General features: G+C 37.5%; 19 protein-coding genes. 11 read left to right on the top strand and 8 right to left on the bottom strand.

Going from position 1 to position 18,141, the window contains the following annotated elements; translation table 11 throughout:
• Positions 1-3: 3 nt before the first annotated feature.
• Positions 4-1,431 carry a TolC family protein gene (locus P0077_RS02480; RefSeq protein ID WP_276167589.1) on the top strand — a complete coding sequence of 476 codons (1,428 nt, stop codon included), beginning with the start codon at positions 4-6 and terminating at the stop codon, positions 1,429-1,431.
• 81 nt (positions 1,432-1,512) lie between these two features.
• Here the strand turns inward: P0077_RS02480 and P0077_RS02475 are convergent, their stop codons facing one another.
• Together P0077_RS02475 and P0077_RS02470 are read right to left on the bottom strand one after the other, a co-directional pair.
• Positions 1,513-2,427 carry an SMP-30/gluconolactonase/LRE family protein gene (locus P0077_RS02475; protein WP_276167588.1) on the bottom strand — a complete coding sequence of 305 codons (915 nt, stop codon included), beginning with the start codon at positions 2,425-2,427 and terminating at the stop codon, positions 1,513-1,515.
• Position 2,428: 1 nt separating this feature from the next.
• Positions 2,429-3,268: a sugar phosphate isomerase/epimerase family protein gene (locus P0077_RS02470; RefSeq protein ID WP_276167587.1), complete on the bottom strand. Its 840-nt coding sequence runs from the start codon at positions 3,266-3,268 to the stop codon at positions 2,429-2,431.
• Positions 3,269-3,367: 99 nt separating this feature from the next.
• On the opposite strand from P0077_RS02470, the gene mazG reads away from it, so the two are divergent.
• The 5 genes from mazG to P0077_RS02445 all read left to right on the top strand — a co-directional run bounded on the left by mazG (position 3,368) and on the right by P0077_RS02445 (position 8,042).
• Entirely contained in the window at positions 3,368-4,153 is a 786-nt protein-coding gene (gene mazG, locus P0077_RS02465) for a nucleoside triphosphate pyrophosphohydrolase (RefSeq protein ID WP_276167586.1), read from the top strand.
• 63 nt (positions 4,154-4,216) lie between these two features.
• Positions 4,217-5,587 carry an MATE family efflux transporter gene (locus tag P0077_RS02460; RefSeq protein ID WP_276167585.1) on the top strand — a complete coding sequence of 457 codons (1,371 nt, stop codon included), beginning with the start codon at positions 4,217-4,219 and terminating at the stop codon, positions 5,585-5,587.
• Between the two features lies 1 nt (position 5,588).
• Positions 5,589-5,816 carry a DUF8828 family protein gene (locus P0077_RS02455; protein ID WP_194524319.1) on the top strand — a complete coding sequence of 76 codons (228 nt, stop codon included), beginning with the start codon at positions 5,589-5,591 and terminating at the stop codon, positions 5,814-5,816.
• Positions 5,817-5,821: 5 nt separating this feature from the next.
• The gene (locus P0077_RS02450; RefSeq protein WP_276167584.1) at positions 5,822-6,403 is read left to right on the top strand and encodes a phosphatase PAP2 family protein; all 582 of its coding nucleotides are present in this window, start codon (positions 5,822-5,824) and stop codon (positions 6,401-6,403) included.
• Positions 6,387-8,042 (top strand): ArnT family glycosyltransferase, encoded by a 1,656-nt coding sequence (locus P0077_RS02445; protein ID WP_276167583.1) that lies wholly within the window; start codon positions 6,387-6,389, stop codon positions 8,040-8,042. Before P0077_RS02450 ends, P0077_RS02445 begins: the two co-directional genes overlap by 17 nt.
• Before the next feature lie 16 nt (positions 8,043-8,058).
• On the opposite strand, the gene P0077_RS02440 is transcribed toward P0077_RS02445, so the two are convergent.
• The 3 genes from P0077_RS02440 to P0077_RS02430 are packed head-to-tail and all read right to left on the bottom strand — an operon-like array spanning position 8,059 to position 10,716.
• Complete coding sequence (locus P0077_RS02440) at positions 8,059-9,021, bottom strand: glycosyltransferase family 2 protein (protein WP_276167582.1); 963 nt, start codon at positions 9,019-9,021, stop codon at positions 8,059-8,061.
• Between the two features lie 40 nt (positions 9,022-9,061).
• Positions 9,062-10,105, bottom strand: a complete 1,044-nt coding sequence (gene meaB / locus P0077_RS02435; protein WP_276167581.1) for a methylmalonyl Co-A mutase-associated GTPase MeaB — start codon at positions 10,103-10,105, stop codon at positions 9,062-9,064.
• Between the two features lie 50 nt (positions 10,106-10,155).
• Positions 10,156-10,716 (bottom strand): DUF2911 domain-containing protein, encoded by a 561-nt coding sequence (locus P0077_RS02430; RefSeq protein ID WP_276167580.1) that lies wholly within the window; start codon positions 10,714-10,716, stop codon positions 10,156-10,158.
• Between the two features lie 153 nt (positions 10,717-10,869).
• On the opposite strand from P0077_RS02430, the gene P0077_RS02425 reads away from it, so the two are divergent.
• Entirely contained in the window at positions 10,870-11,295 is a 426-nt protein-coding gene (locus tag P0077_RS02425; RefSeq protein WP_276167579.1) for an organic hydroperoxide resistance protein, read from the top strand.
• Between the two features lie 57 nt (positions 11,296-11,352).
• On the opposite strand, the gene P0077_RS02420 is transcribed toward P0077_RS02425, so the two are convergent.
• Entirely contained in the window at positions 11,353-12,258 is a 906-nt protein-coding gene (locus P0077_RS02420; protein WP_276167578.1) for an aldose epimerase family protein, read from the bottom strand.
• 107 nt (positions 12,259-12,365) lie between these two features.
• Between P0077_RS02420 and P0077_RS02415 the strand changes: the two genes are divergently transcribed.
• From P0077_RS02415 to P0077_RS02405, 3 genes are read left to right on the top strand one after another with little or no spacing between them, the layout of a single operon-like run.
• The gene (locus P0077_RS02415) at positions 12,366-12,908 is read left to right on the top strand and encodes an RNA polymerase sigma factor (protein WP_276167577.1); all 543 of its coding nucleotides are present in this window, start codon (positions 12,366-12,368) and stop codon (positions 12,906-12,908) included.
• A complete protein-coding gene (locus P0077_RS02410; RefSeq protein WP_276167576.1) occupies positions 12,892-13,476 on the top strand; it encodes a hypothetical protein in 585 nt (194 codons plus the stop codon). Before P0077_RS02415 ends, P0077_RS02410 begins: the two co-directional genes overlap by 17 nt.
• Entirely contained in the window at positions 13,448-14,869 is a 1,422-nt protein-coding gene (locus P0077_RS02405) for a hypothetical protein (protein WP_276167575.1), read from the top strand. The genes P0077_RS02410 and P0077_RS02405 overlap by 29 nt, the downstream gene beginning before the upstream one ends.
• 86 nt (positions 14,870-14,955) lie before the next feature.
• On the opposite strand, the gene msrA is transcribed toward P0077_RS02405, so the two are convergent.
• Both msrA and P0077_RS02395 read right to left on the bottom strand, forming a co-directional pair.
• Positions 14,956-15,639, bottom strand: a complete 684-nt coding sequence (msrA, locus tag P0077_RS02400) for a peptide-methionine (S)-S-oxide reductase MsrA (RefSeq protein ID WP_276167574.1) — start codon at positions 15,637-15,639, stop codon at positions 14,956-14,958.
• 126 nt (positions 15,640-15,765) lie between these two features.
• Positions 15,766-16,791 (bottom strand): malectin domain-containing carbohydrate-binding protein, encoded by a 1,026-nt coding sequence (locus tag P0077_RS02395; RefSeq protein WP_276167573.1) that lies wholly within the window; start codon positions 16,789-16,791, stop codon positions 15,766-15,768.
• Positions 16,792-17,348: 557 nt separating this feature from the next.
• On the opposite strand from P0077_RS02395, the gene P0077_RS02390 reads away from it, so the two are divergent.
• Positions 17,349-17,588: a hypothetical protein gene (locus tag P0077_RS02390; protein ID WP_276167572.1), complete on the top strand. Its 240-nt coding sequence runs from the start codon at positions 17,349-17,351 to the stop codon at positions 17,586-17,588.
• The last annotated feature ends 553 nt before the right edge of the window (positions 17,589-18,141 follow it).

Genomic DNA, 18,141 nt, shown 5'->3' with positions numbered 1-18,141 from the left:
AAGATGATAAGACATATTAAAATAGTGGTTTCTCTGTGTGTAGTCGTAGTACTGCATTCATGTGTACCCACTAAAACCGTTCGTGAAGCGGATACTACAGTTCCCGATCAATATGAGGGTGCAACCGGTGATAGTTCCAATACCGCTTCGGTAAAGTGGAGGGATTATTTTAAGGATGAACACCTTAGTTCCCTTATTGAAATTGCACTACAGAACAATCAAGAACTCAATATTGTGCTGCAGGAAATAGCAGTGGCGCAGAGTGAGGTAAAGGAGAAAAAGGGGGAGTATCTTCCCTTTGTTAATCTGCAAGCTGGTAGCGGATTGGAAAAAGTCGGCAGGTACACCAGTCAAGGGGCAAGTGATGCAAATAATGATATCCGTCCTGGAGAGGAATTTCCGGAGCCTTTGGGCGATTTTTTGCTTGAAGCACGGGCCAATTGGGAGATAGATATTTGGCATAAGTTAAGGAATGCCAAAAAAGCTGCGGTTATGCGTTACCTATCTTCGGTAGAAGGACGGAACTTTATGGTAACCAATCTTATCTCAGAAATAGCAAATTCATATTACGAGTTGTTGGCTCTGGACAATCAAATGGCTATAGTGCAGCAGAACATTGGTATTCAGAGCAATGCTTTAAAAATTGTAAAAATTCAAAAAGCAGCGGCAAAAGTAAATGAACTGGCTGTTAAAAAGTTTGAAGCAGAAGTTTTTCACACCAAGAGTTTACAGTTCGAGATTCAACAGGAAATTGTCCAAAAGGAAAATGAAATCAATTTCTTGTTAGGGCGATACCCCCAGCCTATAGCTAGGGATTACGACGGATTTGAAACCTTGGTTCCGGAAACAGTGCACTTAGGCCTGCCTTCTGAGTTACTGGCAAACCGTCCGGATGTAAAACAGGCAGAACTTGATTTATTGGCGGCAAAGCTAGATGTAAAGGTGGCCAAGGCTAGATTTTACCCGTCTTTGGGGCTATCGGTAGGAATCGGTTTTCAATCTTTCAAGTCGCAGTATTTGTTGGATACCCCCGAATCCCTTATCTATTCCGTGTTTGGTGAATTAACGGCACCTCTCATTAATAGAAATGCAATTAAAGCGGCATATACCGGTGTCAGTGCTAAGCAGCTGCAAGCGGTCTATACTTATGAACAGACCATTTTGAATGCGTATGTAGAGGTAGTAAATCAATTGGCGAAAATAGATAATTTCGAAAAGAGCTATGATCTAAGGTCCAAAGAGGTTGATGCCTTGACCGCATCAATAGATATTTCAAACCGACTTTTTAGGTCTGCCAGAGCAGATTATATGGAAGTTTTGCTTACACAACGTGATGCTCTAGAAGCCCGCGTAGAACTTGTAGAGACCAAGCAAAAACAAATGAACGCGGTAGTTAACGTGTACCGTGCTTTAGGCGGAGGTTGGAATTAGTTTTAGGAATACAATAGTGTAATTGAAAAAGCCATTTCACCTTATGTGAAATGGCTTTTTTATGTTTTGACAAATGGAAAACTATCTTACACCATGCACGTTCATGGCTAATGTATAAACAGAATCCATTGCTGTAATAAAAAGTATGTTTTGGTCAGGTCCGCCAAAAGTTACATTGGCCGTCCAACTTTCGGGAACTGCAATATGTTCTATTTGTTCACCTTTGGAATTAAATACGGTAACCCCGTCTCCGGTAAGATACACATTGCCTTGGTTGTCTATGGTCATACCATCAGAGCCCATATCGGCAAACAATTTTTTGTTAGATAAAACTCCATTGGAAGATATGGTGTAGACGTAGGTCTTTTTTGCACCATTATCCGAAACGTATAAGAGTTTACCATCTGGTGATCCAATTATTCCATTAGGTTGTTCAAAATTATCATCGGCTACAATTTTTGGCGTTGAGCTTCCTTTTGAAAGGTAATATACTCTTCTGGCGGTTTGTTCCGGTTCCGTATGTTTCCACCAAGACCTTTTGTAAAACGGGTCGGTAAAATAAATTCCTCCTACTAAATCAACCCAAATGTCATTGGGGCCATTTAACTTTTTTTCTTCGTAATCATCAATTAGTACGGTTACTTTTTTATCGGGAGCAATACGCCAGAGTTCGTTTTTCTCATCGGCGGCAGCCAAAAGATTACCGTCATGGTCAAAATAGAGTCCGTTTGCACGTCCTGAAGGCTTCATATAGTCCGTAACTGTATTGCTTGCAGCATCCCATTTTACAATTCGGTCATTGGGCTGGTCCGTGAAATAAATATCTCCGTTCGCATCAACTGCAGGGCCTTCGGTAAATTTATATTCATCGGAAACTAATGTTAACTCTGCATCTTTGGCAATGATGTCTTCGGCTTTCTTTTGTTGTGCTTTGCATGATGAAAAGCCTAATAAAATAAATGCGGATAAGAGGGAAGGTATGCTGTAGTTTCTCATATTATAATGCTTTTAAAAATGTCATGTTCTCTTTCATGCTTTCCATTGGACTACTTGTATATTCTTCCTGTTCTATAAAAATATGTTCTACACCTGAAGCCGATTTATTCGCCATCATGGTAGCGATATCAAGACCTCCTTTTCCAAATTCGGTACTGATTTTTTCATTCATATCCATATCCTTCAAATGCCATAGCGGAAAACGCTTAGGGTATTTTTTAAAATAATGTAATGGGTCTTTTTCGGCAACCACCACCCAACCTAAATCTAGTTCCATATATACCAAGTCAGGGTCTGTATTATCCATTAGAACATCATATAGGACTTCGTCTTTATCAGACTCAAATTCATATTCATGATTATGATAACCGAATTTCAACCCCAATTTTTTACAAGCTTTTCCAGCTTCGTTAAAAGCATCGGCCACTTTTTTGTAATTCTCAATATTCTGACCTTTACTAGGCAGGGAAGAGCAAATAACATACTCTTGACCGGATTCAACGGCTTGGCGCATGGTATCATCAAAATTTTTGTCCAAAGCCACATGGCCACTGCAAAGTTTCATGTCTAAGCTGTCGCAAGTTTCTTTCATTTCTTTTGGTGAAAGTCCATAATATAAGCCTTCTTTACTTCGTGCGGATTCTATTTTTTTTATACCGATGGAAGCAATCTGCTCTAGTGTGCCTTTGGCGTCTTTGGCCATTTCATCGCGGAAAGTATAGAGCTGCACACCAAATTGTTCATTGGGTGGTGTAGTAAAACCCATGGTAGGCAATAAAAGGCTTCCGGCAACGGCCAAGCCGGATTGCTTCAAAAAAAATCTTCTGTTTGTGTGATTCATAATTGGGTCTAGTTGAGTCTTTCTAAAGACTTCTAAAATACTCTAAATTTTCCACACGTTAAAGGGTGGGTCTTTGTACTTTTACGCAAATTTTTGGGTATGAACACAAGACAGCAAAAACTAGAGGCATTTGATCGTTTGTTGACCATTATGGATGAGCTGCGTGAGCAGTGTCCGTGGGATAAAAAACAGACTATGAAAACTCTGCGTCACCTGACTATAGAAGAGACGTATGAGCTTGGTGATGCTATCCTTGATGATGATTTGGAGGAAGTAAAAAAAGAGTTGGGCGATGTTCTGCTACATATTGTTTTTTACTCAAAAATTGGGAGTGAGACCAATGATTTTGATATAGCGGATGTTTGCAACGAAATTTGTGAAAAGTTGATTAACCGTCATCCACACATTTACGGAGATGTAGAGGTAAACAGTGAGGAAGATGTAAAGCGCAATTGGGAGAAGATTAAGCTTAAAGAAGGTAAAGGCAAAAAGAGTGTTTTGGAAGGTGTACCTAACAGTTTGCCTGCATTGGTTAAGGCTAGCCGTATCCAAGAAAAAGTAGCAGGCGTTGGTTTTGATTGGGAAAAACCCGAACAGGTCTGGGAAAAAGTACAGGAAGAACTGGCCGAATTGCAAGAAGAGGTGAGAATAAATGATCAGGATAAAATGGAATCCGAATTTGGTGATGTCATGTTCTCAATGGTGAATTATGCACGATTTTTGAATATTAGTCCAGAAAATGCCTTGGAGCGTACTAATAAGAAGTTCATTGGACGTTTTCAATATTTAGAAGCGAAAGCCAAGGAACTAGGAAAAGACATGAAAGATATGACGCTTTCCGAGATGGATGTTTTTTGGGACGAAGCCAAATTGGCGGAGAAGTAATATTCAAAAAATAAACCGACGAATAGGAGAAATATACTCGGTTTCACCTTAAACCAATTAGTTTTGTTTCAGCAATATACAAAAGAATTTAGATATAATATAAAGCTATCGGTACCCGTAATATTGGGGATGTTAGGGCATACGTTTGTACAATTGGCAGACAATATTATGGTAGGTCAATTGGGGACGGCAGAATTGGCTGCGGTTTCATTGGGCAATAGTTTTGTTTTTATAGCAATGTCATTAGGGATTGGCTTTTCTACCGCTATTACTCCTCTGGTGGCAGAGGCAGACGGAGCGGGTAACAAGGCGGATGCAAAAAGCGCGTTAAAGCATGGTTTGGTCCTGTGTACGGTACTTAGTCTGGTTTTGTTCGGGATTATATTATTGGCAAAACCCTTAATGTATTCTATGCGGCAGTCCGAAGAGGTTGTCTCTTTAGCCTTGCCCTATTTGGATTTAGTAGCTTTTTCATTGGTGCCTTTAGTTGTTTTTCAGGCATTTAAGCAATTTTCTGAAGGACTTTCGCAAACCAAATACCCAATGTATGCCACGATTATGGCTAATGTGGTGAATATAACAATCAATTACTTATTGATTTTCGGTTCGTTCGGTTTTCCAAAAATGGGAATCGTAGGTGCTGCTATTGGTACGTTGGTTTCCAGGTTCTTAATGGTTGCCTATATCTGGTACCTGCTCAAGAGTAAAAAGAAATTTCATGACTATGTAACGGGATTCAATTGGAAGAATATTGAGAAAAAGGTAATTAAAAAAATTATAGACCTTGGTTTTCCATCGGCATTGCAAATGTTTTTTGAAGTGGCCATTTTTACCGCTGCGATATGGCTAAGTGGAGTTTTGGGGAAGAATGCCCAAGCTGCCAATCAAATAGCCTTAAACTTAAGCAGTATGACTTTTATGTTCGGAATGGGGCTGGGAATTGCTGCTATGATTAGAGTAGGAAACCAAAAGGGGTTGCGCAATTTTGCGGAATTAAGACGTATTGGGAAATCTATATTTTTTCTCACATTGCTATTGGAAATTATTTTTGCGGCATTATTCTTATTGGGTAGGCATTGGTTTCCAACGCTATATTTAGATTTAGATGACGCTTTGAACGTGGTAGATAATACAGAGGTGATTGCCTTAGCTGCCGAGCTATTACTTGTTGCCGCTTTTTTTCAAATATCGGATGGGGTACAAGTGGTGGTTTTAGGTGCGCTACGCGGATTACAAGATGTAAAAATACCAACACTCATTACCTTTATAGCCTATTGGGCAATAGGTTTCCCAGTAAGTTATTACTTAGGTTTGCATACGGAATTAGGAAGTACAGGTATTTGGATTGGTTTGTTGACCGGACTGAGTGCATCGGCTGTTATGTTGTATATTCGCTTCAATTATTTAACCAAAAAGTTAATAGTAAATTCATAAGATGGAATTCCCAAAGTTTTTGTTAGGAGATAACACAGATTATCCTACCGCTATATTTATTGTTCATACTGAATATCCTCGTTTTATCATCAATTTAGAAAATGATGAAGTGGAGTGGTTGGAAGACTTTTCTGCAGAAGATGAAAAAGAATTAGAATCTGAAGCCGAGGGCCTAATAGAACAAGCAACAGCCTTCTATGACCGAGAAGTTGCGAGGTACGAAGAGTAAAAAATATGTGGCAAGAACTCATAGAGCAAGATAAAGAGATTTTCCTCTTCCTAAATAATTTAGGAACCGTACAATGGGATGCATTTTGGTTGTTCATTTCTAATAAGTTCAGTGCAATACCGCTTTACGCTGCATTATTATTCTTGGCATTCAAGACATTTGGACTAAAAAGAACACTAGTACTTTTAGTGGCCGTAGCGCTATTAATTGTTGTAACGGACCAATTAGGTAATTTCTTCAAATACGGGGTACAACGTTTACGCCCGTGCCATGACCCAAGTTTAGAGGGGCTGGTAAGGTTGGTGAAATCTTCTTGTGGAGGTAAGTTCGGTTATTTTTCGGCGCATGCCTCTAACAGTTTTGCGGTTGCGTTTTTCTTTACCTTACTACTTAAACATAAGTTTAGGTACATAGGGTTATTTTTAATTTCATGGGCGCTTTTAGTAGCCTATAGTAGGATTTATTTGGGAGTTCATTTTCCTTTGGATGTGTTGACCGGTGCCCTAATAGGCTTGTTTTTTAGTTGGTTGTTTTCAAAGTTATTTATATTTGCAATTGAGAAATATTTAGATGATATCAAACCTTAGATACCAGTTTTTATTGGTGCTGATTGTTCTGGTTTACATTGCCGGAATGTTCGTGACGCTTTTTGAGAACGATTCCGCCCAGTTTGCTGTAATGGCAATGAGAATGGTACAAGAGAACGATTTTATCAACCTTATAAAAGGAGGCACTCAGTATCTAGATAAACCGCATTTACACTTTTGGCTAGCGGCCTTATCCTTTAAAATTTTTGGTCTTTTTGAATGGGCCTATAGAATACCGGCTATCCTTGTTACATTACTTGGAGCCTATAGTTGCTACGGGTTAGGAAAACTTCTTTACAATACCAATACGGGTAAATTGGCGGCTCTGATTTTTATGACCGCACAGACTATCGTTCTGTCGGTAATTGACGTTCGTACAGATGCTGTTTTGGCTTCGTTTACTATTCTTGCTATATGGCAGTTTACGGCTTATGTTGAAAAAAGAAACCTGCTTTCCATAGTTATTGGTGGATTGGCTGCAGGTTTGGCATTTTCCACAAAAGGGCAAATTGCACTATTTGTAATTGGTGTAGCGCTAATATGTCATTTGGCATATACTAGAAAATGGGAAAGTGTTGTTAGCTGGAAAGTCTTGGTAGGACTTGCTTTTTTTAGCCTTGCCATTGCACCTATGCTTTATGCGTATTATCATCAATTTGATCTGCATCCGGAAAAAGTAATTCGTGGAACTTCTAATCGTAGCGGTATCCTTTTTATTTTCTGGGAACAGAGTTTAGAGCGTACGGGAGGAACTATGGGTGAGGCTTCCAAAGACTATTTTTTCTTTTTCCATACCTTTTTATGGGTCTTTCTCCCTTGGACGATTCCTGCAATTTTTGCTTTTGGATCAAGATTACGTAAGCTGTTTAAATCAAAATTCACCTATAATCCTAATTATGATTTTTTAACCATAGGGACTATAGCAGTGTTTTTTATAGTGGCGAGCATCTCCCAATTTAAATTGCCACATTATCTTAATATAGTCATTCCGTTATTTGCCGTATTAACGGCGTCTTACATTAATCAGGTTATACGAACAAAGAAGAAGAAAACGCTTAAGATACTTTTGGGTTCGCAATATTTTGTTCTAAGTATAGTCTTCATTGCAGTGGTGTTTATTTGTTTTTATGTATTTCCGTTTGAAAACATATTTGTTTCTAGTATTCTGATGATTTTCTGTTTGATGAGTATTTACTTCTGTTTAAAAAAGGAAGCTTATTTTCTGCGAATCATAACATTGTCAGTATGTAGTTCTTTATTGTTAAACGCTGTACTGAACCTTCACTTTTATCCCAATTTATTAGAGTATCAAGCGGGGTCTAATATGGCTGAGATAGTAACGGATGAAGATATTCCAGTTGATGAAATCTATAAAATTTCTAATTATCATACCTGGTCACTTGATTTTTATAATCGATATCCGGTACAGTACACCTCCCTCAAGGCAATTGAAAATGAGAAAAATGCATGGCTCTATGCAAATGATAAGGATTTAGAAAGCATAAAAGCTGCTGGTCTTGATTGGGATCAACAGTTTACTGTGAAAGACTTTCGTATTTCACGTTTATCAGGTAGTTTTTTAAACCCGTCCACTAGAAAGGGGAAACTAAAAAAAATGCACCTTATCCATATCAGATAACGGGTGTATGAAACGGTTAGGGTTGGATTTGGTCTGCTATAGCTACATCCTTTACTCGGTAAGGTCGTTTCTTTTGTGATTCGTAATACGTACGTATCAAAAGCTCCATAACGATACCGATAGTAAATAGTTGAATACCGGCTAGGATAAACATCATACCAAATGTGAGCAGTGGTCTTGAGCCAATATCTTCGCCCATTCCAAATTTGACTACTAATAGGTATAGATTGGTGATTATGCCTATTAAAATAAGAATGACACCAAATATACCAAAGAAGTGGATGGGCCTCTGAAAGTACTTTCTAATGAAAAGCAGCAACATGATGTCTGCAACTACTTTAAAGACACGTTCCAGTCCATATTTAGAGCTTCCTGCATGCCTAGCATGGTGTTTTACGGGAACTTGTTTAATGCGTGCTCCCTCAAAATGGGCCAACAAGGTTATAAAACGGTGCATTTCACCGTACAGGTTTAGGTCTTTTGCAATTTCTTTAGTGAAAACTTTTAAAGCACAGCCATTGTCCTTTATATCAAGTTTTGCCGTACGCCTAATCACGGCATTAGCTATTTTTGATGGGATTTTTTTTACAAAAGAATCTTTTCTTTTGGCACGAATACCGGTAACTACGTCATAATCATCGTTAACGACATAATGCAGCATGCCCGGAATATCCGATGGGTCGTTCTGCATATCACCGTCCATGGTAATGATATATTCGCCTTGGGCGTAATCAATACCTGCAGCTAAAGCTAGACTCTGTCCGTAATTTCTCTTGAGGCTGATAAGATGAACTTTATCATCTTTCATATCTTTAATTACCTTTCTTGTGCCATCAAACGAAAAATCGTCTATATACACAATCTGATAGTTATAGCCAGTTAGACTTTCGTGTATTTTTTTTGTGAGTAAGACAATATTTTCAGACTCGTTAAAGACGGGAATGACAACAGATAACAGGGATGTGGTAACTAAATCCATCAAGATATAAGACTTTAGCTGACAAAATTACGGTATTTAATTAAGAACGACTTTTAAAAACGGCTATCAATTTATCGGCAGCTAAAAAAGGAGAAATTTCTTTCGTAGCTATTTGCTTTAAAAACTCGTCTATCTCGCTTCTTACCTGTGTATTGGTATAAAAGTCGGATTTTAAGCGTTGTTCTATGGCATCATAAAGCCAATTCTTATTCTGTTGTTTGCGCCTGTCCTCAAAAAAGCCTGTTTCTTTGGCTTCTTTTATATATTCGGCAATTGTGCTCCAAACCTCCTCAACGCCTGTATTTTCTGTTGCGGAGCAATATAAAACTTTGGGTCTCCAGCCATTTTCTTTGGGCGGATATAATTTTAGGGAATTTTCAAATTCGTTTTTGGCAATTTTTGCATTCGCAATGTTATTACCATCGGCCTTATTGATAACAATGCTATCGGCCATTTCTATAATACCACGTTTTATTCCTTGAAGTTCATCGCCTGCACCGGCCAATTTTAGAAGTAGAAAAAAATCTACCATACCATGGACTGTAGTTTCATTTTGGCCAACCCCAACGGTTTCAATTAAAATAATAGAATAACCTGCTGCTTCACATAAAATGATGCTTTCTCGTGTTTTACGGGTAACCCCACCTAAAGAAAGTCCGGAAGGTGAAGGACGAATGAAAGCGTTTGGGTCTTTTGCCAGTGTTTCCATTCGTGTTTTATCCCCTAGAATACTTCCTTTACTTTGACTACTGGTTGGGTCTACGGTAAGTACGGCAACTTTATTACCTTGTGAAGTGAGTAGTTGACCAAAAGTTTCTATAAACGTGCTTTTCCCTACCCCAGGTACTCCCGTAACACCAATACGAATGCTTTTGCTTTGTTTCTTTAAACATAGGGAAACAACCTCATTAGCTTTGGCAGCGTGTTTTGTATGATTGCTTTCAATTAAAGTAATTGCTTGCCCAAGAGCGGTTTTGTCTCCGTTGCATAAGGCGTTGACCAATTTGGTGGCCACTAACGGATTCTTCCTTTTTTTCTGAATTTCAGAAATACCTTTTTTATCTGTGTTCTTAGAATTGTTCAAATTTATTTGCTAATGGGTACTTTAATCAGTGTTCTTAGAATTGTTCAAATTTATTTGCTAATGGGTACTTTAATCAGTGTTCTATCCCATGACATAAGCATGAAGAGTTCGTGCTGCATATCAAAATCTATTGTAAAGTTTTCTACGGTCTGAGAGGTCTGCTCGGTAGGTATTTCAACTTCTATAACGTCTTTATCTATGACTCTGGTAGTTTCTTTTCCTCCACTAAGAATGGACACGCCCCAAGTAGGAATATTTTTATTGAAGATAACGGACCAACTTTGTCGGCCAGGTCTTGTCCACAACGAATAAGTGCCTGCAGGAAGGTTTTCCCCTTTTATTTTTATATCGGTTTTAGTGGAAAAGGTAGTAGGTTCATTTGCGCCGGTACGCCAAACCATATCATATGGCACAAGTTCTCCAAATATAATTCGATTCTTTTTTGATGGACTGGAATAGTTTACGGACAAATCCATTCCATTTTTAACATAGTTGACCGTGTGTTCAGGGCTATGTTTTTTGGTTTGTGTCCGCATATAAGGGCTCACTACAAAATAGAACAAAAGACCTAACACAGCAAATACGATAAGAATCCATTTTAGAAATTTCATTGTAGTACAATTGTTTACTCTAAGTTACGAATTAGCGGCGTAATCAATTCTTTTTTTAACCGTAATGATGGTTTTCACAATAATTTAATAATCCATTTTAAGTTTTCACAAATGCTTAGCTTAACTTCATGAAGTAATCAAAACTTATACGTAATGAAAACTATTTTTAAAACGGAAGCGACAAATACAGGAGGTAGAGCGGGTCATGTAAAGAGTGATGATGGTGCCGTAGATTTAGATATTAAGATGCCTGGTGCAGATGGAAAAACAGATGGTAAATCTACCAACCCGGAGCAGTTATTTGCGGCAGCATACTCAACTTGCTTTGCGGGTGCTTTACAGGCTGTTGCTAAAGAACATGGTGTAGATGATTTAGGTGATTTTAGTGTAACGGCAATAATAGGTTTCAACAAAGACGAAGATGGCTTTTTTATAGATGCAACTTTGGATTGTTTGTTGCCCACTGTAGATAAAGAAAAAGGAGAAGACTTAATTAATGCTGCCCACGAAATATGTCCTTATAGTAAAGCTACAAGAGATAATATTACCGTTGAATTGAATTTGATGGTCGAAGCATAGAGTACGCTTATTAAATTTTTAAGCCCTAAGAAGTAATTTCTTAGGGCTTTTTTTATGCTATCTAACGGAAAAGTGATATTGAGATATGTTTCTGTATTTTTCTCCTGGTTTTAATACGGAAGAGGGGAAATTAGGTTGATTGGGAGCGTCGGGAAAATTTTGTGTCTCAAAACATATACCAGGGAATTCTGGAGGCGTATAAACAATTAGCGCTGGCTGATTGGTTTGTACGGTCATAGTAATCCCAGATTTTTTAGAACTGATTCTGGCGGCTAGATTCGTCTTTGGATGAATAGCAAAAGGTAGGTCTAAAGGTGTATTGCCCAAACTTCTTTCCTCTAAAAAATTATAGGGAGTCCCTTTTACGGAAACAAATTTTCCTGTAGGCAGTTGGTTTGCATTACTTTCTGTAAAGTGTGTACAATTCATTTGTAACAAGTAATCTTTTATACTCTCTTCTTTGTCTAGTTTAAAATAAGAATGATTGGTAAGGTTCAGTACCGTTGTTCGGTCTGTTTCTGCCTTGTGTTCAATAACCAATGCATTGTCTTTTATTTTATATGTTACGGTGACTTTTAAATTTCCTGGATACCCTTCTTCCAAATGCTTACTGAAGTAAGACAGTTTAATAAAAGGTTCAGGGCCATGATTGACTTCCTCAAATTTCCATGTCTTTTGCGCAAAACCTTGTTTTCCACCGTGTAAGTGAACTCCATTTACATTATGCAGAGGGTAGTTTTCTTGGTCCAAGACAAAACTACCTCCGGAGATTCTTCCTGCGTATCTACCTACGCAGGCTCCTAAGCACTTTTTGTCATTTTTATAAGCGCTCGGATAGTTAAGGCCAACCACCACATTGGTATAGTTTCCATCTTTACCTTTAACTAATAATTTTTGAATGACAGCACCGTAATCTAGAACGATTAGGATAATGTTTTCGGTTTGTATTGTAACTTGTTTCAAATGTATCTAATTAAAATCTTTACAAAATTATGAGTTTTTTGCAACACAAGAGTATTTCTTTCGTCCTTATAATAGAACCGTCCTAAAACTGACCACGAAACCGACCAATGTTTCAGATAGATTTAGTAGAACAATGTAAAAAGAATAACAGGAAGGGACAGATGCAACTGTACCGGCAGTACTGTGATGGTATGTTCTGCGTTGCAATGCGGTATGTGAAAAATACCAAAGATGCTGAAGATGTTTTACAAGAATCTTTCATAAAAGCCTTTCAAAAAATAGAACAATATGAGGGGAATGTTACGTTTGGTGCATGGCTTAAAAAAATTGTAATAAATAAGAGTATAGATTTTCTGAAATCTAAAAAACATCAAACCGTTCCGTTTCAAGAAAGCCATATGCCTCTAGAGGAAGATGACAATTGGAATGTAAATGATGATATCACTTTAAAAAATATTAAATGTGCGATGGAAGAATTGCCTGAAAAATATAAATATGTAGTTATGATGTATTTGATGGAAGGGTACGACCACAGTGAAATATCCCAAATATTAGACCTGACGGAATCAGCTTGTAGAACTAGACTTTTAAGGGGAAAAGGGTATTTAAAACAGTTGTTGAAAGAAAAGAATTATGGCGCAAGATCTTAAAAAGCTTTTTAAAAGTGATGAAGAGGAGGAAGCCCCGTTATTAAGCGCGGGCCATGAAGAACGATTTCTTAAAAAATTGAGAACGGAATTACCACAGCAGAAACAGAGGCCACTGCCTTATTTGCAAATAGCAGCTTCCATTGTTCTGTTATTGGGCTTGGGTGTTTATTTTCTTGGAGTAGAAAAGGCCTCTGATTCAGAGGCGGTTATTGTTGAGAAGCAAACAAAGGTTAAACCGGCAGAGAGCTTATCCTTGGGAGACCTTTCCCCAGATTTGAGAAAAGTAGAAAACTATTATATGACCAGTATTAACCTAGAGATTTCAGACCTTGAGGTTTCGGATAAAAACAATGTGCTGATCGATAGTTTTATGGGAGAATTGAAGGAGTTGAATGAGGAGTATGGTAGGTTGAGCGATGAGTTGAATGAAATAGGACCTAATGATCAAACCATTACCGCAATGGTGAAGAACCTTCAATTGCGGTTACAGTTATTGCATAGGTTGAAAGAAAAAATAAATCAGTTAAAATCATCAAAAAATGAAGCAGTTACAGAGACTAATATTTAAGTCCCTAACGGTTTTCCTATGTCTCATCAGCATAGGGGCCAATGGGCAAATAAAAGAGAAAGTTTATTCGGAAAATTTTGAGGTTGTAGACAATGCCGTCCTAGAAGTTAATACCAGCTATGCTGATATTGAGTTTGATACATGGAATAAAAATAGGGTGAGTATTGAAACTACAGTTCAATTAGAAGGGGCAACTGATGAAGAAGCGGCGGCCTACTTTGAAAAAGGGGGTATTTCCGTCATTGGAAATAGTAAAAAAATAAGTGTAAACACGCAGAGCGATAAGGCTTGGGAAGGTCCTTCTTTTATAGATATGGAGGATTTACATATTGAAATTCCGGAAATGCCCGAGTTTGATTTTGATTTTTTAGAATTGGTAGCAATGCCTATGCCTCCCGAACCTCCAATGCCAGAAGCACCAAACCCTAATTTTGACCATGAGGCTTTTGAAAAAGAAGGTGAGGCCTATCTAAAAAAATGGCAAGAGGGTTTTCAGAAAAATTTTGGTGAGCCTTATCAAAAGAAAATGGAAGAGTGGCAGCAAAAAATGGAGGTAAAGCATAAGGAGGTTCGAGAACGACGGGAAAAGGAGTTAGAAGAAAGAATGGCAGCCCAGAATGAGCGTATGGAAGATAAATTAGAAAGGAAAGAGGAACAGAAGCAAAGAAAAAGAGAAGCCATAGAAGAGAGGATAGAGGCAAAAATGAAAAGTGAGCGTAATGAAAGGAACTCCCCCAATACTTTTTATTTTAACAGAAAGGGAGAAAATAGGAAATATAAGATAAAGAAGACCATAAAAATTAAAATGCCAAAATCCACTAAGATTAAAATGAACGTACGTCACGGGGAAGTCAAACTTGCCGAGCATACTAATAACATAAACGCTACGCTTTCCCATGCTAAATTGTATGCAGCAACTATTGATGGAGATGAAACCAAGGTTGTGGTTTCATATTCTCCTATTCGTGTTCAAAAGTGGAACTATGGTCAACTAAAGGCAGATTATTCCGAAAGCATTGATTTAGACGAAGTATTGAATCTTAAATTGAGTGCCAAGTCTTCGGAAGTAACTATTGAAAACTTGGTTAAAACAGCTTTTATAAATAACAGTTTTGGCCCCTTATTGATACGTACTATTGCGGAGGAATTTGAAACACTAGATGTTTCACTTCAAAATGCAGAATTTGTTTGTAGGCTGCCAAATAAAGAGGGAAATATTTATATGAACGGAACTGCGTCTGAATTCACACTTCCAACAAACCTAAAATTAGATAAAAGAACAAATCATACTAGCGTGGTTTATAAGGGGTATATCAACAACAACAACAACAACAACAAATCAGATAAGTCTATCAATATCAATTCTCAGTACAGCGAAATAATTCTTCAATAAATTTAACCTGTCCCAAACCATGTTGTTAGCTAAAAAAAATAGCCTTAACGGGCTGCTTGTTTTTAATTGAAAAAAAGATACTCGGTTTAATGAGATCCATCTTTTAAATACTCCTGAAAATTTTCTTTAAAACGATTTAGTCTTGGTACGGATACGTTTGTAATATATGAGTTATTTGGATGTTTGCGCTCATAATCTTGGTGATAGTCCTCAGCGTCATAAAACTTTGTAAACTTGGTGACTTCTGTTGTAATGGGTGTGCCATCGTAAACGTTTTGATCTTTTAAGGCTTTAATGTACCCGTCAATAATCTGTTTCTCTTTGTCGTTTTTATAAAAAGCGATTGATCTATACTGGGGGCCACGATCTGGTCCTTGTCTATTTAATGTTGTAGGGTCATGAGATCCAAAAAACACTTGGACTAAGGCTGTAAACGAAATAACCTTTGGGTCGTAATAAACTTTAACAGCTTCTGCATGGCTTGTCATACCACCACCTACTTGCTCGTAAGTGGGATTTTTTTCAGTACCACCAGAATACCCTGAGACCACTTCCTTGACTCCTTTTACACTTTCAAATATGGCTTCTACACACCAGAAACAACCACTGGCAAAATAAGCCGTTTCAAAATTTGAAAGATCTTGATTTGTTAGCTTTATAGCTACTTTTTTTGCTAAGGACGTTTGCGCGGGTTTTTTCTTTTCAACATGGGATTGGCAAGAAGTGGAGGCTAAAAGGAATATGGATAAGAATATAGATTTAAATATCATGTCAATTTCTTTTAAAGAATTAGTATAGTATGTATACGTTTCCTTACTTACAAAGGTTCAAAAAAAATAGGTCTTTGGAGAATATTCTCCAAAGACCTATTATATATTAACTTGAAAGTTGCCTTATTAAGAACCGATTGTTCCAGTACCGAAAACTTCTATAGCTGATACTTTTGGTTTATTAACAGTTGCTTCAAAAATGATTGTAAGCTCACCATCCGCCACTTCAACATCGTACATACGGCTACCAGCAGATAATGCTCCATGTTCTTTATAAAGATCATATCCGGTAAAGATTGCTTCATCTTCCATGGTAATATTAAAGATTCTACGTCCTGTACCGTCATCTTCACCTAATCCTTCTGGATTCTCAACACCCCAGTAAACTTCTGCAAAGTAGAGTTTAACTGTATAAGTGCCATCTGTAACAGGAATTTTATAGGAGAAAGGTCCTTTAACATCTGTATTATCAGTTATTCTCTCTGTAATATAGAGTTCAGGCATATCCGTATTTGTAATTTCTGAAGCGTCCACATTGGGGTTGTTATAAGCTTCTGTAGGACCGTCAAAATATTGGTCGGCAAGAAAGGTAACATCACCGAAAGTTATTTCGTCTCCTCCACAGTTGATTCTTAGTAAAGTAGGGCCAACAGCTTCTGTTGACTGTTCTGCTTCTTGTGCTGGATTTGACTCATCTGGGTTAAAAGTAATGTCTACAGTACTGGTAATATCCGTACCATCTAATGTTCCTGACACAGTTATTGTTTCTTCTACCTCACCACTTACGGTTGCTGTATATGTTCCATCTGCGTTATCAGTGATTTCGGATATTGTAGCAGATCCAGTAGTAGTTAGGGCGATTGTACCTCCGCTAGCGCTTAACTTTTTTCCATCTGCATCGGCTAATTGCACGGTTACAGTGGAAGTACTTACTCCGTTGGAATGAGCGGCTGCTGTAGCATCTATAGTAGTATTCTCATTGGTAGGGTCCGCTACCTGTTCGGGATCTGGGTCTGGTTCCGGATCGGGGTCTGGGTCAACTTGTTCTTTGTCTGTTCCTCCGTCATCGCTGCTACAAGCTGCAGGTACCATGATAAATGATACGAATAGCATTGAGAACAGAAAAAATCGTGTAATTAAATTACGTCTCATAATTAGTGATTTAAATTAATCCATTTTCTTTTTCAAAAGAAAGCGCAAATTATTCATTTTGATTTATCGCTCCAATTATATTAACTAATAATCGATAAAAGTTAGTTGTTGATCGTTCGTTCATCTGTTGTTGATGTAAGTCTTCTGATACAAGTTTCTTAAGCTCTGCTCTTTGTTGTAAGAAAACTATCAATATATAATTGCAGTCTCCTGACCCTGGACAAATATGTTAGATAAAGGGTATTGTTGTAGCTCTTTGGGTTTTAGGCTATAGTTAAATCGGTATCTAAAACTTACGTAAAGAACAATAAACAGTTAAACCATTCAAACTAGCCATAATTATTAAAAAGTGAAATTTAGGGATTAAAAAATGTATATGTTTTCCGATTAAAAACACTTAATCTCGGTAAGGTGTTTTTAGGGTGAATTACGTTCATCGGTGCTTTTTTACACTTGAACCGAAGTTGTGCCGATAACCGAAAATTAGGGGTTTTTCAGCGAATGGAACCTCGGTAGGGTAGGGCCTGCGGCGTTTTAATTATATAAAACGTCAAGTCATGAAAACTATCGCAACTTTAATTTTTGTTCTTTTTATCGGAGTAACTGCTCAAGCTCAAACTGCTATCGAAGAGGTTAAAGTTGCCACTATAGAAATGAGCATTGTTTCTGAAGCTTCTACAGAGGAAGTTAGCTTGGAAAATACAATTGAGGTTGCACGTTTGTACAAGAGAGATAATGCTAGGGTAACCAAGGCACTTTCTTTTACTACAAAAAGAAACAAAGCTAAAATGGCTTAATCCATTTCTTATGTAGTAAGCCTTAACTTTAATACTCAAGACTTTTTTAGTTTCTTAGGAATAATCTATCTAAAATCTCACAGATAAATTTCACGGGATATTTCTTTACTCTCTGATAGTTATGGCATGGGTTACGTTTTATGATTTTTTCCTCGGTTACTCTTCAATTCTATTAGACCAGGCTTAATGCACTAGTATATGTTAGCAAGGGAACTTGTATTTGGATTACTATGTTTATATGCTGATTTTTGGATATGGGTTAAGAGTAATGAGTTTTAATCTGCTTTTCCCTTCTTCTCCATTCTTATTTCTGCATGACCTTTACATAATGATAGGTTGTGGCGTAGCACAACATAAGTATTGCCAAAAAGAAATATTGTATTGTTGCTGTTCTAGCTTTTATAGTTTGTAAAACACACTCGTTTTCCGATTAAAAACACTTAATCTCGGTAAGGTGTTTTTAGGATGAATTACGTTCATCGGTGCTTTTTTACACTTGAACCGAAGTTGTGCCGATAACCGAAAATTAGGGGTTTTTCAGCGAATGGAACCT

It is taken from the genome of Zobellia alginiliquefaciens (assembly GCF_029323795.1).
GTDB lineage: Bacteria > Bacteroidota > Bacteroidia > Flavobacteriales > Flavobacteriaceae > Zobellia > Zobellia alginiliquefaciens.
Note: the sequence above shows the minus strand (reverse complement) of the source record. Positions and strands in the feature narration are given on the sequence as shown.

Excerpts from the sequence above, each read along its gene's own strand:
- P0077_RS02480 (WP_276167589.1), top strand. The coding sequence starts at position 4 with ATGATAAGACATATTAAAATAGTGGTTTCTCTGTGTGTAGTCGTAGTA.
- P0077_RS02475 (WP_276167588.1), bottom strand. The coding sequence starts at position 2,427 with ATGAGAAACTACAGCATACCTTCCCTCTTATCCGCATTTATTTTATTA.
- P0077_RS02470 (WP_276167587.1), bottom strand. The coding sequence starts at position 3,268 with ATGAATCACACAAACAGAAGATTTTTTTTGAAGCAATCCGGCTTGGCC.
- mazG (WP_276167586.1), top strand. The coding sequence starts at position 3,368 with ATGAACACAAGACAGCAAAAACTAGAGGCATTTGATCGTTTGTTGACC.
- P0077_RS02455 (WP_194524319.1), top strand. The coding sequence starts at position 5,589 with ATGGAATTCCCAAAGTTTTTGTTAGGAGATAACACAGATTATCCTACC.
- P0077_RS02450 (WP_276167584.1), top strand. The coding sequence starts at position 5,822 with ATGTGGCAAGAACTCATAGAGCAAGATAAAGAGATTTTCCTCTTCCTA.
- P0077_RS02445 (WP_276167583.1), top strand. The coding sequence starts at position 6,387 with ATGATATCAAACCTTAGATACCAGTTTTTATTGGTGCTGATTGTTCTG.
- P0077_RS02440 (WP_276167582.1), bottom strand. The coding sequence starts at position 9,021 with ATGGATTTAGTTACCACATCCCTGTTATCTGTTGTCATTCCCGTCTTT.
- P0077_RS02430 (WP_276167580.1), bottom strand. The coding sequence starts at position 10,716 with ATGAAATTTCTAAAATGGATTCTTATCGTATTTGCTGTGTTAGGTCTT.
- P0077_RS02425 (WP_276167579.1), top strand. The coding sequence starts at position 10,870 with ATGAAAACTATTTTTAAAACGGAAGCGACAAATACAGGAGGTAGAGCG.
- P0077_RS02415 (WP_276167577.1), top strand. The coding sequence starts at position 12,366 with ATGTTTCAGATAGATTTAGTAGAACAATGTAAAAAGAATAACAGGAAG.
- P0077_RS02410 (WP_276167576.1), top strand. The coding sequence starts at position 12,892 with ATGGCGCAAGATCTTAAAAAGCTTTTTAAAAGTGATGAAGAGGAGGAA.
- P0077_RS02405 (WP_276167575.1), top strand. The coding sequence starts at position 13,448 with ATGAAGCAGTTACAGAGACTAATATTTAAGTCCCTAACGGTTTTCCTA.
- msrA (WP_276167574.1), bottom strand. The coding sequence starts at position 15,639 with ATGATATTTAAATCTATATTCTTATCCATATTCCTTTTAGCCTCCACT.
- P0077_RS02395 (WP_276167573.1), bottom strand. The coding sequence starts at position 16,791 with ATGAGACGTAATTTAATTACACGATTTTTTCTGTTCTCAATGCTATTC.
- P0077_RS02390 (WP_276167572.1), top strand. The coding sequence starts at position 17,349 with ATGAAAACTATCGCAACTTTAATTTTTGTTCTTTTTATCGGAGTAACT.